Here is a 13,064-nt window from a genome sequence, read left to right as displayed (position 1 = left end):
GGTACCTTATGGTAGTAACATTTGTACGGATTGATGACCGCATGATTCACGGTCAAACAGTCACACGCTGGGCAAAGGAAAAACCATGTGATGGCTTGATTGCCGTAAACGATGCAGCAGCATCAAACAAGGTTTTGATCCAAGCTTACAAAGGCGCATCAGACAAGAAAACCTTTGTATGGACAAAGGAAGCCTTTAAAGAAAAATCAGCAAAAGTAACAGAATCAGATAGTCGTTACTTCTTGATCACCAAAAATCCAATCGATATGAAGGAAATTTTGGTCGACCAAGGGTTTGTCCCAGGTGATGTCAAAGAAATCATTGTTGGCCCTGCAAATGATCGTCCTGGAGCTGTGAAATTGGGAAATAACCAATCCATCACTCAGGAAGAAGCAGAAGCCTTCCAAGCCATTCAAGCAGCAGGCTACAAGGTGAAATTCCAATTGTTGCCAGATGTTTCCATCGGTTATTGGGATGATTTCAAATCAAAATTTGGTTTTTAAAACTAACAGTCTTATCTGTTAGGTAAATAAATTTACAAACAAAAGGAGCGTTTGTTATGACAATTTCATGGATTCAAGCAATCTTGCTTGGTATTTTCGCCAGCTTGTCTTCAATGCCTGGTATGGGGGGTTCCAGTATCGGGAACTATACACTCGGTCGTCCTTTGATCGGTGGGTTGATTTCAGGTTTAATTCTTGGAGATGTGACAACCGGTATTATGGTCGGGGTTGCCCTTCAAGTCGTTTATATCGCCTTGGTAACACCTGGTGGTACCGTATCTGCCGATGTGCGTGCCATCTCTTACATCGGTGTTCCTCTTGCTATCTTGTTTGTGCATGCTAATAACATCACAGATGAAGCTGGAATCGCCGCAGCTGCAGCTCCAATCGGTGCAGCCGTTGGGACAATCGGTACAGTTCTTTTCTACGGTACCGCTACTATGAACTTGGTATGGCAACACATCGGTTGGAAAGCCGTTGAAGAAGGAAACTTCAAAAAACTCTACGCAGTTGACTGGGTTTACCCTTGGATCTCTCACTTCCTCTTCTCTTTCCTTCCAACAATGATTATCACCAAATACGGTGAAAACATGGTTGATTTGATGAAACAATACCTTCCTATGGATGGTTACTGGATGAAAGCCCTCTTTACAGTCGGTGCTCTTCTCCCATGTGTCGGTATTGCCATCTTGTTGAAACAAATTGTTACAGAAGCAACTGACTTCATTCCATTCTTTGTTGGATTTACCTTGGCAAAATCTCTCGGATTGAACTTGGTATCCAGTGCCGTTGTTTCATTAATCTTTGCAGTAATCTACTATGAACTTGAAGTGATCAAATCGATGAAAGCTGCTCCAGCTGGAGCGGTGGATCTAGACGATGATGAGGAGGATATTTAAAATGGCTGATAGAAAGAAAATTTCAAAGAAAACATTAGCAAAAGCATTCCATCATTGGTATTATGGTCATTTGACTTGTTTCTCTCAAGAACATATGCAAACCTTCGGGTACTTGACTTCTATGCTTCCAATCGTAGAAGAAATGTATGACACAAAAGAAGAACAAAAGGATGCTATGCAAACCTATACGGCCTTCTTCAACACTGAACCACAACTTGGATCTCTTGTTGTAGGGATCACAGCTGGTTTGGAAGAAGCGCGTGCAAACGGAGATGCAGTAGATGGCGAAACCATCAACGGTATGCGTGCCGGTTTGATGGGACCAATCGCTGGTATTGGTGACTCATTGGTCGTTGGTACCTTGATTCCAGTTCTCTTGGGGATTGCCCTTGGACTTTCTAAAGGTGGTAACGTCGCTGGTGCCCTCTTCTACATCGTCGTATGGAACCTCTTAGTCTACTTTGGTATGCGCTTTGCCTTCTTCAAAGGTTACCAATTAGGGGATAAAGCCGTTGAATTCCTTGTAGGACCAAAAGGACAAGCTCTTCGTAAAGCGATCAGCGTTGTCGGTGGTATGGTTATCGGTGCCGTAGCAGCTACTTGGGTATCTGTTACAACAGCCCTTCAATTCAAGAATTCTGAAGGAAAAGTCTTCTTGAACATCCAAGAAAAGATCGATGGTGTTTATCCAGGTCTCTTAACAGCAGCCTTCATCACTCTTTGCTGGTGGTTGATGTCTAAGAAAAAAATTTCACCAAACAAAGTTATGTTACTTCTCGTTGTAGTTGCTTTGATCGGTGTTGCCCTTGGTATCTTTGACCCACATCTTAAATACTAAGGTAAAAAAAGGAATTTGCTAGTAGGAGTTTTTGAGAATGAAGTGAATTGACCTCCTTTACTTGCACTTCATTCTCAATTTTTATAAGGAGGAATCCCATGGTTACAAAACAAGAACTTGTCAATGGATATGAAACAGAAATCAAGTACCAACGCCACATGCTTGAAAACCTTGGTCGTTGGTTCAGCTTACTCTTTATCATTGCCAGTATTGGTGTGGTATTGATCTATCTCTTTCACAAAAGTTTCCTCCCACTCTTGATCCTCGGGATTTTACTAGCCTTGGTTGGAATTTTAGGCATGATTGTTTTTGGATATGGCATCTACCGCGGGCGGATCAATCTTCAAAAAGTGATCGACGATTTCAATCAAAAATTGACAATTTTAAATTGATATTTTAGAAACATCTCATCTATTTTTGAGGTGTTTTTTTCTTGACTATTTCTGACCAAGTGATACAATAGAAACATAAGTTAGCACTTACGTATAGAGAGTGCTAAAAACACGTATGGAGGAATGAACATGTTAAAACCATTAGGAGACCGTGTGGTCTTAAAAGTAGAAGAAAAAGAACAGACTGTTGGAGGTTTTGTCCTAGCAGGTGCGAGCAAGGCTGATACAAAAACAGCTGAAGTGGTTGCCGTTGGTGAAGGTGTGCGTACCCTAAGTGGCGAACTCATCGCCCCAGCTGTAAAAGCAGGAGACCACGTTTTGGTTGAAAGCCATGCAGGAATTGAAGTTAAAGATGGGGAAGAAACCTACACCATCGTTGGAACAGCAAACATTCTTGCAATTGTAGAGTAAGAGAAGAAAGAGGTAAGAGAAATGGCAAAAGATATTAAATTTTCATCTGATGCACGTTCTGCAATGGTCCGTGGTGTCGATGTCTTAGCAGATACAGTGAAAGTTACGTTGGGCCCTAAAGGTCGCAATGTGGTTCTTGAAAAATCATTTGGTTCACCTTTGATCACAAATGATGGGGTGACCATCGCAAAAGAAATCGAATTGGAAGACCATTTTGAAAATATGGGTGCCAAATTGGTGTCAGAAGTGGCTTCTAAGACCAATGATATCGCAGGTGACGGTACAACGACCGCAACGGTCTTGACTCAGGCCATCGTCCGTGAAGGGATCAAAAACGTCACTGCAGGAGCTAATCCAATTGGCATCCGCCGTGGGATTGAGACTGCTGTTGCAACAGCAGTAGAAGCTTTAAAAAACAATGCGATCCCAGTATCGAGCAAGGAAGCGATTGCTCAAGTAGCTGCTGTGTCTTCTCGTTCTGAAAAAGTCGGTGAGTACATCTCTGAAGCCATGGAAAAAGTTGGCAAAGATGGGGTTATCACGATTGAAGAGTCACGTGGAATGGAGACAGAACTGGAAGTCGTTGAAGGCATGCAATTTGACCGTGGTTACCTCTCACAATACATGGTCACTGATAATGAAAAAATGGTGGCAGACCTTGAAAATCCATACATTTTGATCACTGACAAGAAGATTTCAAATATCCAAGAAATCTTGCCATTGTTGGAAAGCATTCTTCAAAGCAACCGTCCACTCTTGATCATCGCAGATGATGTCGATGGCGAAGCTCTTCCAACACTTGTCTTGAACAAGATCCGCGGTACCTTTAATGTCGTAGCTGTCAAGGCACCAGGATTTGGAGATCGCCGCAAAGCCATGCTAGAAGACATTGCCATCTTGACAGGTGGTACAGTCATTACAGATGACCTTGGTTTGGAATTGAAAGATGCAACCATTGAAGCGCTTGGTCAAGCAGCTAAAGTTTCAGTCGATAAAGACAGTACTGTCATTGTCGAAGGTTCTGGTAATCCAGAAGCGATCGCTAACCGTGTGGCTGTTATCAAGTCACAAATCGAAACCACAACCTCTGAATTTGACCGTGAAAAATTACAAGAACGTTTGGCTAAATTGTCTGGTGGTGTTGCCGTAATCAAGGTCGGTGCTGCAACAGAAACAGAATTGAAAGAAATGAAACTCCGTATCGAAGATGCCCTTAATGCGACTCGCGCAGCCGTTGAAGAAGGGATCGTTGCCGGAGGTGGTACAGCTCTTGTCAATGTCATCTCTGCAGTCGCAGCCCTTGAGTTGGAAGGAGATGAAGCGACCGGACGCAATATCGTTCTTCGTGCTTTGGAAGAACCTGTGCGCCAAATTGCCCACAATGCCGGTTACGAAGGATCTATTGTGATTGATCGCTTGAAAAATGCCGAAGTCGGAACAGGTTTCAATGCTGCAACAGGTGAATGGGTGAATATGATTGATGCAGGAATCATCGACCCAGTTAAAGTGAGCCGTTCAGCCCTTCAAAACGCCGCTTCCGTAGCGAGTCTGATCTTGACGACCGAAGCAGTCGTAGCCAACAAACCAGAACCAGCAGCCCCAGCAGGACCAGGAATGGATCCAAGCATGATGGGCGGGATGATGTAACCTGATACCAATGATTGGTGCTAAAGCACCGAATCATTGGACGGTAGCCGCTATATTGCGGTCTACCTAATCATCTTACTAGCTCAAAGGGAGGAAAATATCGTTCCTCCCTTTTCACGTCGTAACCTATGTAAAACAAAGAAGGCAAGATCGGCCTTCTTTATTTTCTGTCGTAACTGTTACACGATTGAGGCTATACCTCTCATCATTTGACGCCAGTCGCTATTGTGGGGTCTGGCTAATCGTCTTACTAGCTCAAAGGGAGGAAAATATCGTTCCTCCCTTTTTACGTCGTAACCCCTTGATTAATTTATCAGGTGTATTTATTGTTATGGCAAGCACTATGGTGCCTTGCCGAAGTGTCTTACTAGCTCAAAGAGAGTGGAACAGAAATCGGTCATTCGTTAGAATTCGATTTCGCCATCCCACCTCCGCACAGTTGAGTAGGGCTGTAAAAGCTGATGAAATCAGCGTAGTAGAGCCCACTCAACCACTGCGTCTTGCTCGACAATCCAAAAATAATGAGAGGCTAGGACTTTTGTCCCAGCCTCTTTTTATCGTGCTTTGGGATTTTCATTTGTTATGGAATAATATTTTTATTTTAAATTTTGTAACAGAAATGATAAATACTAGTTAAAGAGGACTTGCGTAGATGCTTGGGAATCAAGCGTTTGTTGTGTTTTCAGGCGGAGGAATATTTGCCAACAAATTGCAATACAAATTAACTGATTTTGTAATAATTCTAGTGTATACTATTAAGAGTAGATCACAGGTCTACATTGTTGCAAGGGGAGAACTTCCCACATACATGTCTATTGACAATAAAACTTGATCGTAATATCGCTGTTAGTAAAATGAGAGTTTGAACATAGTGTAGATTTTATCGACCTTTTTCATATTAAAAAATATTTTTCAAATTCCCCTTGCGCAAGCTCTTCCGGATTCCTCCGGGAGAGTTTTTTCTTGTTAAGGAGAAAAAGATAGAATGCCTTTTGAGTCTACTTTGAAAGAGTGGCTCAGCAGCTATTATTTATGGTAAAATAGAACATATTCGTCGAGGGGAAGGAGTGAAGACTTTGTTGAAGATTTTTGTGTTAGAAGATGAGTGGATCCAGCAATCACGAATCGAATCGGTCTTGCAGGAACTTATCGCTCAGAAGTCCTTGCAATGCAAAGCGCCAGAAGTGTTTGGGAAATCAAGCCAGTTGCTAGATGCTATCACAGAGAGAGGCGCTCATCACCTATTCTTTTTAGATATCGAGATTAAAGGTGAGGAGAAAAAAGGTCTGGAGATTGCAAAAGAGATTCGTAAGAAAGACCCCCATGCGACCATTGTCTTTGTCACCACTCACTCTGAATTCATGCCCATTACCTTTCAGTACAAAGTAGCCGCCTTGGATTTTATCGATAAAACGCTGGGTGAGGAAGAGTTCAGAGAGAGAATCAGCTCAGCCATCGATTATACCTTGGAGCAAGCTGGGACCACGATTGCACAAGATGCTTTTACATTTGAGAGTGCGATGGCGCGTGTACAAGTTCCCTTTAATAAGATTTTGTATGTTGAAACGTCTCCAACTATTCACAAGGTCATTTTACACACCCAGGATGAGCGCTTGGAATTTTACGCTAGTATTGCCGATATCGAAAAAGCAGATCCCCGCTTGTATCGGTGCCACCGCTCCTTTGTGGTGAATCCACAAAATATTACGAAGATTGATAAGGAAGCCAAGAAAGCTTTTTTTGAAAATGGGGACAATTGCTTGATCTCACGGACCAAGTATAGAGGCTTACTGGAAGCTTTGAAAAAATAGAAGGGAGAAGGAATTGCTGTTAGATATTCTAATGTCTTACCTAAAGTTCTTCGTCAGCATGCTGATCTATCGTCATATTAGTAGACAAGAGTTCGCCTGGCGCTGGCTCTTTTTGTGCCCCTTCTTCTTTGCAGTCGTCTTTACCCTTGTGCCACCGGTAGGTTTTTTTGGCTATTTCTTAGTATTTATTGCCTATAGTTTCTATCGAAATCGTAACATACGACACCTCTTGAACATTTTTTATGGGCTCTACCCAGTTGTCATGGAGAGTCTCATTGGGCGTCTCTTAGCCTTTTATGTCTTTCCAATGCTGGGGGTTATACTTGTTCATGAGGCGTCTGTCAGCTGGTACGATGCTCTACTTGAATTGCTAGTCTTTCCTGTCTATTTAGGAATCACCAAGCTGTTAAAACTAGATTTTACAGATCTAAAAGTAGGATTCCAACGTCAGTATTTTAATCGTTTCTTACTCCCAATGGATCTTTCTATGTTTGTGTATTTAGTCAGTGTTGTAGGTCTGGTGGCTTTTGAGAATGCTATTCCGTATGCAGATGCTTTACGGGGACAGTTAAATAGTATTTATTTGATCTTATTTTTCATGCTCCTCTTGTATTTTAATGCAGTGTCCAAAGAACGATTGAAACAAGAAATTCTAGAGCAGAAAGATAGGCAACTACAGGAGTTAGCCACCTATAGCCGACACGTCGAAATGCTCTATGGGGAGATTCGTGCCTTTCGTCATGACTACCTGAATATTTTAACCAGTCTCAAATTAAGTATTGAGCATGAAGATCTTAATGCGATCAGGGAAGTCTATGAGAATGTTCTTCGAGAGAGTGGCCAGCAATTTTACGATAGCAAGTTTGATATTGCCAAACTCAGTCACATCGAAAATCCAGCTGTAAAAAGTGTTCTGTCCGCAAAATTGTTGGAAGCTCAAAATAAAGGGATTGGGATCTCTGTCGAGATCGATGAACCTGTTCGTAATCTATTCATCGAGGTTTTAGATTTCATCACCTTCTTATCCATCCTTTGTGACAATGCTATCGAAGCGAGTCTTGAATCAGATGACCCACAGCTGACTCTTGCCATGCTCCATGAGGAAAACTCCCTCATCTTAATAGTTGAAAATAGTACAAAAGCTGAAAAAATAGATCTGGCGAGAATTTTTGAAAAGGACTACTCAAGTAAAGGAGATGGCCGCGGTCTTGGCTTGTACAAGATCCAACAATTACTGGAAAAGTATCCCAAAACGACAGTGTCTACCAAGAGTTCAAATTACCGATTTACCCAGAGCCTGACCTTTTGGAAGGAATAATGGAAGAGAGAGTGGGACAGAAATCGGTCATTCGTTAGAATTCGAATTCGTCGTCCCACCTCCGCACAGTTGAGTAGGGCTGTAAAAGCTGATGAAATCAGTGTAGTAGAGCCCACTCAACCACTGCGTCTTGCTCGACAATCCGAAAATAATTGAGAGGCTAGGACTTTTGTCCCAGCCTCTTTTTTGACCATTCACGACGATTTTCTGACCGATTCTGACAGAGAGCCACAAAGCATGTCCCTTTGAAGTATACTGTACACAAGATCAATAAGAAAAGAGGGATCGTATGTTTCAGGTAGCATCTATTACAAAATCATTTAAGGAGAAGACAGTATTAAAAGGGGTGTCTTTTTCGATAGAAGAAGGAGACAAAATTGCCTTACTGGGAAATAATGGAGCAGGTAAAAGCACCCTCTTCAACATTATCGCAGGGCAGCTCCAGGCTGATTCGGGGACGATAAAGACTTCGCTTGATTTTCAAAGAGAAATTGGGATGATGCCTCAGGGAGATCTGCTCATCGAGGATCTAACCGTTGCTGAATTCGTCGAATTAAAAAGCCGGATGAATCAGCAGAAGCAGGCTGATATCAATGGACTCTTAGAGATGGTCGAATTGAGAGAATCAAGAGAGCAGATGGTGGGCAGTCTTTCCGGTGGTCAAAAGAGACGCTTGTCCTTGTTGTTAACTATTTTGAATCATCCAAAGTTGATTTTTTTAGATGAGCCAACGACTGGCATGGACTTGGAAGCAGTGGATAATTTTTGGAAATTACTGGAGCAGCAAGAGTTTACATCTGTTGTGGTGACCCATGATTTTAACCAAATCGATGCCTTTTTTACAAAAGTCTTGATTTTAAAAGATGGTCGAATTGCTGCCACAAAGGCTGTTGAGGATATTCACCAGGCTGGTCAAACCATTGAGCAGTATTTCCGAGAAGAGATGAATAAAGGAAGGGAACAAGCATGAAAAAGATTCAATTAAAGCAAGTTTTACGAAATAAGCGCTTTGTATTATTCACCATTATTTTACCCATAGGCTGGTATATCTTCTTTTATCAGCTTCAAAAAGGGGTTTCGCCAAGTATTTTATTAGGCATTGCCGTCTTTATAGGCGTCATTGGCAATAGCCTTGCAACTTTTAGTAAGCGAATCGCCTCAGATATCGGGTTTTATTCTTTTGAATCCCGCTTTACAAGCTATAGTGTCAAGAACTATTTATGGGATCAATCGATCGTACAACTGATTTTGAACAGCCTGATCTTTTTAGCAGTACTAGTAGTTGCTGTTCTAGGTTTTCACTTTCCAGTGACGACTAGCCTGTTGGTACAATTTTTCCTCTTATCCTTGATGGGGATCTACTTTAGTGTGATTGGCTTTGTACTTGGGGTGAGGGTAGATGCCAAGACGATTGATACCATTGGCTTTCCAGTTATTATTTTGGCAGCCATGACCATTATTCCCTTTGATACGCTTGGCGCAAGTGGAGGATTTATGGACTTGGTTGGCAAGCTACAGCGGGTATTCCCAGGCTATTATTATACAAAGCTGATCCAAGATTTGACTGAGAAACAAACGATTGATGCCACCCAATTAGCGCTCTTTGTTGCCGTCTTTGGATTGAATTTGCTATTTTTCTATCTGCTCGTACCCAAAGGAAAAATGGGGAACTAAGAGCAGTTAAATAAGAAAATGAGTAGGAGTTACCCCTACTCATTTTCTTATTATAAATCCATGATTTCTTTTTTCTTTTGGTCAAATTCATCCTGAGATAGAATGCCTGCATCTAAAAGTGATTTTAACTTTGTCAGCATCTCTATTTGTTCGTCAAAAGTCATCGTCGGCTTGCTTGCTCTGTCATCTAATTGTTGAGCTATATTCATTCCAAAGATCATTCCAGGGCCATCTCCGAGACCATGCTGTTCAATTCCCGAAGCGATCTTTTGTTGGGCTGCAATATTAGATGATTTCTGTGATACATCATCATATGCTTTTAAGTTCATCTTATTGGATGAAAATTGTTTTACTAACTCCTTAGATTCAGGTGAGAATTCGATATTTGCAATAGCTACTTTTATAATTTCAAAACCAAAACGTTCTTTCCAAGTTCCAGCATATTGATTATCACAAGCTACTTGGTTTGCTAGAACTGTTGCTTGTGATGGTAATTGTGAAATTCGGTAAGTAGTAGATAGAGAATTTAGAGCTACAATAAAAGATTGTAAAAATTCAGTTACAATTTGGGACCTCGCTTGCAGGCTATCAAACGTATAATAACTAACATTTGCAGGAAGAAAGTTGCGGACAAATCGTTCTGCATCTGTAATTTGAATAGAGAATGTACCGAATGCTCGCACTTCTAAGTCAGCTCCATAAAACAAATCGTTATACATAACGGGTCCGCGGGTTCCGAATTTAATATCCCGGATCTCTCGTAAATTTACAAAAGAAATCTGTTTTTGTTGATCACTCTGGCCACCAAAACCAACACGGTTTACTACATTATCGAAAAGTGATTTTTTTATTCCGTCACCATTAAAGATACTATTTTCTCCATTTTGGTATTCGTATCCACCTGGTTTAGTAATGATTTCCTCGATTCCGGATTGGCTAAAGATAAAAGCGGCTGTATTCTCTGGGACAAAAATTTTAGAACCATTGGAGATAACGCCTACAGATCCCTTATTATTAACCCCTCTACCGTTGTTTTTTTCCTGAAGAATACCAGGGCTTACTGCTGTATGTTCGTCAAAAGCTTGAACTGTAATGATTTCTTTCCACTGATCAGCAAATGTACCACCAATTGAATCTGTTACTGCTTTAATAAATCCCATTTGTTACTCTCCTATAGATTTTGTTCCATATCGCAATATGAGCATCTTACTGTTTGTTTAGCTAATCCTGACAAAGGAGCTCCGCAAAAAGTACACTTTGTGGTGATTCTTTCAGGCTCTTTCTCTTTAATTCCTAATCCTGTTTTAAAGACGTTAAAAGTATCTTTTAGAGTTTCAGCTAAAACATCTACTCCAAACAGGCTACTATCTCCTAACTTATCAAAATTACTTGTATCTCCTGTTACAAGCTTAATTAAATTGGAAGCCCATTTGTCGGTATCTTTAGCGTTATCGAACCCAAAAACGACTTGGCCTCCATTGTAGTATATTTCTAAGCGTTTTGATCCATTTACTTTACAGACCGAAACCTGTGGTTTTCCCTCGAACAATTTGATTTGATTAATAGGAATCAATTGTTGATTTTTCTTTCCTCCAAAGATTCCTTTTTTAATATGGACTAAATTTAGATTTGTCAAAATCAATTCGTCTGTTAAAGTGGTTGAGTTCCCAAAACAAACGTGGTCGCTGTGCATTATCATAAATTCATGAGGTAATAGTTGATAATCCATTTTTTTCTCCCCTATAGAGCAAATTTGTTTTAAATGAATGTTCATAAAAAAACCGACCCCAGGGACCGGTTTTCCTTGGAAATTAGAAGATTCTCTTGCTTAGCTAGCTGCTAATTGATCAACCAACTCTTTGAGAGAGTCTCTGTATTCTTTAAGAAATTGGACAATATGCTCTTTTCCTTGAATTGGAGAGTTCTTTAATGCACCATATTGTTTTTTCTGATCTTCCATTGATTGAGTTAAAGATTTTTTCTGTTCTTCAAAAGAAGCATCATCGCCTAGGCCTTTTTCCTTATACACAGCTTCACATTGATCAAAATAATCTTGTATAATCTTTTCATACATTATCAAGTAATCCTCATAGGTTTTGATGGATTCGATTGTTTGATCAGATGTATCCTGAGGGTCGAATTTGTCAACACCCAATTTTTCTTTTGCTTTATCTATGATCCCTTTCTTTTCGGAAGTGCTAGAAGTAGCTTCTGTTTTATCTTCTTTTGATGACGAGTGTAGTTTTGAAATAGAGCTACAAGCCATTAAAGTTGAGATAGTTAATAGTGAAATTCCCAAACCTAAAACTTTACCTGTTTTTTTCATAAAAAAACTCCTTTTTCATTTATATGGTTATTATATCATATTACACACCGGGAAGAAAACCCTTTCACTAGAAAAAGATGAATTCATTTTTTACGTTTAATAAGATCGGTTGAACAAGGTAAAAGTTTTTTGATTTGATAGCTACAATCAAGTTAGTCGAATATTTGTAAATGGTATTCGTTCGTCAAGTACTTGGATAGGTTTTGCCAATCTTCTTCCTTAAATTTACAAAAATTGACGAAGAGTTTTACGGTATGGTGCTCTGTGTCAATGATCGTATTAGATTTTGAGAGATTTTCTAGTGCAGTATTTTCCCTCAGCTGAAATTCGATAAAATAACTCTTACTATTTTGGTGATCGGGGTCACTAACGTCAGCCACTTTATAGGCTGCACTCACCAAATCTTCCTTGGGGATAAAGATATCTTTTGTCAGGATCACTCCCTGATAAGCATGGATCCCATCAGAAGTCAGTTCAAAAGCGATCTGACGGCTGGTCAGTCTTTTGATCCCAGCAATGGTTGCATAGATCGCAATTAGAAATAAAAGGATCTGAATGAGGGTGACGAAACTGACTTTGGGAATTCCCTCAAAACCTAGGAGCGATAAAAAAGCTAAGTGGATAAAGAGCGCACAGGCAAAAGCCAAAAAGCCATATCCGACATATTTTGAATAATAGATTTTCATTTTGGACTCCTTACATTTAAAATGCTACGAAAACTCGGAATTTCAAGTACCCTTATCATAGCGGATTCGGTGAAGAACTGTCAATTGTTTGGTAGGGTTCAAAGGTGGTTTTTATTTTAAATGGAATAACAATGGTGCAGAATGATTTAACTTCGTACGCTACATTATAGTATCTAAAAAAGTGAGCTAAATACTCTTAAGACAAGCAAAAAAGCCTTGGTTTTCAAGGCTTTTTGTGCATAAAAAATGCCCCCTACATGGATTTTGGAGGCTTTTTCATCTTGAAAGAAATTAAAAATATTGAAATATAAGTGATTTTCGGAAGATAATTAAAGAGAATTTAAATGCAATTATTTCAAAATGGGGCAAAAGTGGGGCAAAAACGAATAACTCTCATTTGGTTTGAAAACCTATAATATCTAATGATTATGCTATACTAGAAATATAGTGTTGTTATCAATAAATATCAGTGCGAGACTAATCGGAGGATAAAATGGAAAAACAAATTAATGAAAAAATTATCGAAATGGATAGGGAATATCCCTTTTTATTTTGCTTT

14 protein-coding genes are annotated in these 13,064 nt (G+C 40.0%); 10 read left to right on the top strand and 4 right to left on the bottom strand.

Annotation, left to right across the window (positions count from 1 at the left end; genetic code table 11):
* Positions 1–8 precede the first annotated feature (8 nt).
* The 10 genes from H7T92_RS03260 (at position 9) to H7T92_RS03215 (ending at position 9,493) form a co-directional block, all read left to right on the top strand.
* Entirely contained in the window at positions 9–503 is a 495-nt protein-coding gene (locus tag H7T92_RS03260; RefSeq protein WP_000261775.1) for a PTS sugar transporter subunit IIB, read from the top strand.
* Positions 504–559: 56 nt separating this feature from the next.
* Positions 560–1,402 carry a PTS mannose/fructose/sorbose/N-acetylgalactosamine transporter subunit IIC gene (locus H7T92_RS03255; RefSeq protein WP_003019182.1) on the top strand — a complete coding sequence of 281 codons (843 nt, stop codon included), beginning with the start codon at positions 560–562 and terminating at the stop codon, positions 1,400–1,402.
* Positions 1,386–2,240, top strand: a complete 855-nt coding sequence (locus tag H7T92_RS03250; RefSeq protein ID WP_037585172.1) for a PTS system mannose/fructose/sorbose family transporter subunit IID — start codon at positions 1,386–1,388, stop codon at positions 2,238–2,240. Before H7T92_RS03255 ends, H7T92_RS03250 begins: the two co-directional genes overlap by 17 nt.
* 98 nt (positions 2,241–2,338) lie before the next feature.
* Positions 2,339–2,632, top strand: coding sequence for a hypothetical protein (locus H7T92_RS03245; RefSeq protein ID WP_003004348.1), 294 nt, complete (start codon positions 2,339–2,341; stop codon positions 2,630–2,632).
* A 129-nt stretch (positions 2,633–2,761) separates the two neighbouring features.
* Positions 2,762–3,043: a co-chaperone GroES gene (gene groES, locus H7T92_RS03240; protein WP_024055367.1), complete on the top strand. Its 282-nt coding sequence runs from the start codon at positions 2,762–2,764 to the stop codon at positions 3,041–3,043.
* A 21-nt stretch (positions 3,044–3,064) separates the two neighbouring features.
* Positions 3,065–4,690 carry a chaperonin GroEL gene (gene groL / locus H7T92_RS03235; protein WP_003004647.1) on the top strand — a complete coding sequence of 542 codons (1,626 nt, stop codon included), beginning with the start codon at positions 3,065–3,067 and terminating at the stop codon, positions 4,688–4,690.
* Between the two features lie 1,076 nt (positions 4,691–5,766).
* Positions 5,767–6,501 carry a response regulator transcription factor gene (locus tag H7T92_RS03230; protein ID WP_031577029.1) on the top strand — a complete coding sequence of 245 codons (735 nt, stop codon included), beginning with the start codon at positions 5,767–5,769 and terminating at the stop codon, positions 6,499–6,501.
* Between the two features lie 31 nt (positions 6,502–6,532).
* Positions 6,533–7,819 (top strand): sensor histidine kinase, encoded by a 1,287-nt coding sequence (locus tag H7T92_RS03225; RefSeq protein ID WP_260314257.1) that lies wholly within the window; start codon positions 6,533–6,535, stop codon positions 7,817–7,819.
* A 289-nt stretch (positions 7,820–8,108) separates the two neighbouring features.
* Entirely contained in the window at positions 8,109–8,789 is a 681-nt protein-coding gene (locus H7T92_RS03220; protein WP_201037037.1) for an ABC transporter ATP-binding protein, read from the top strand.
* Positions 8,786–9,493 (top strand): ABC transporter, encoded by a 708-nt coding sequence (locus H7T92_RS03215; protein ID WP_201037035.1) that lies wholly within the window; start codon positions 8,786–8,788, stop codon positions 9,491–9,493. The genes H7T92_RS03220 and H7T92_RS03215 overlap by 4 nt, the downstream gene beginning before the upstream one ends.
* A gap of 50 nt (positions 9,494–9,543) precedes the next feature.
* Here H7T92_RS03215 and H7T92_RS03210 read toward each other — a convergent pair whose 3' ends face one another.
* The 4 genes from H7T92_RS03210 to H7T92_RS03195 form a co-directional block, all read right to left on the bottom strand.
* A complete protein-coding gene (locus H7T92_RS03210; RefSeq protein ID WP_201037033.1) occupies positions 9,544–10,653 on the bottom strand; it encodes an SPFH domain-containing protein in 1,110 nt (369 codons plus the stop codon).
* An 11-nt stretch (positions 10,654–10,664) separates the two neighbouring features.
* A complete protein-coding gene (locus tag H7T92_RS03205; protein WP_201037032.1) occupies positions 10,665–11,222 on the bottom strand; it encodes a C1 domain-containing protein in 558 nt (185 codons plus the stop codon).
* 99 nt (positions 11,223–11,321) lie between these two features.
* Entirely contained in the window at positions 11,322–11,819 is a 498-nt protein-coding gene (locus H7T92_RS03200; RefSeq protein WP_118095969.1) for a hypothetical protein, read from the bottom strand.
* A gap of 152 nt (positions 11,820–11,971) precedes the next feature.
* Positions 11,972–12,505, bottom strand: a complete 534-nt coding sequence (locus H7T92_RS03195; protein ID WP_201037030.1) for a hypothetical protein — start codon at positions 12,503–12,505, stop codon at positions 11,972–11,974.
* Positions 12,506–13,064 lie beyond the last annotated feature (559 nt).

The organism is Streptococcus parasanguinis, assembly GCF_016648855.1.
Classification (GTDB): domain Bacteria; phylum Bacillota; class Bacilli; order Lactobacillales; family Streptococcaceae; genus Streptococcus; species Streptococcus parasanguinis_L.
The sequence above is the reverse complement of the archived record's forward strand: the minus strand, read 5'-3'. Positions and strand labels throughout refer to the sequence as shown.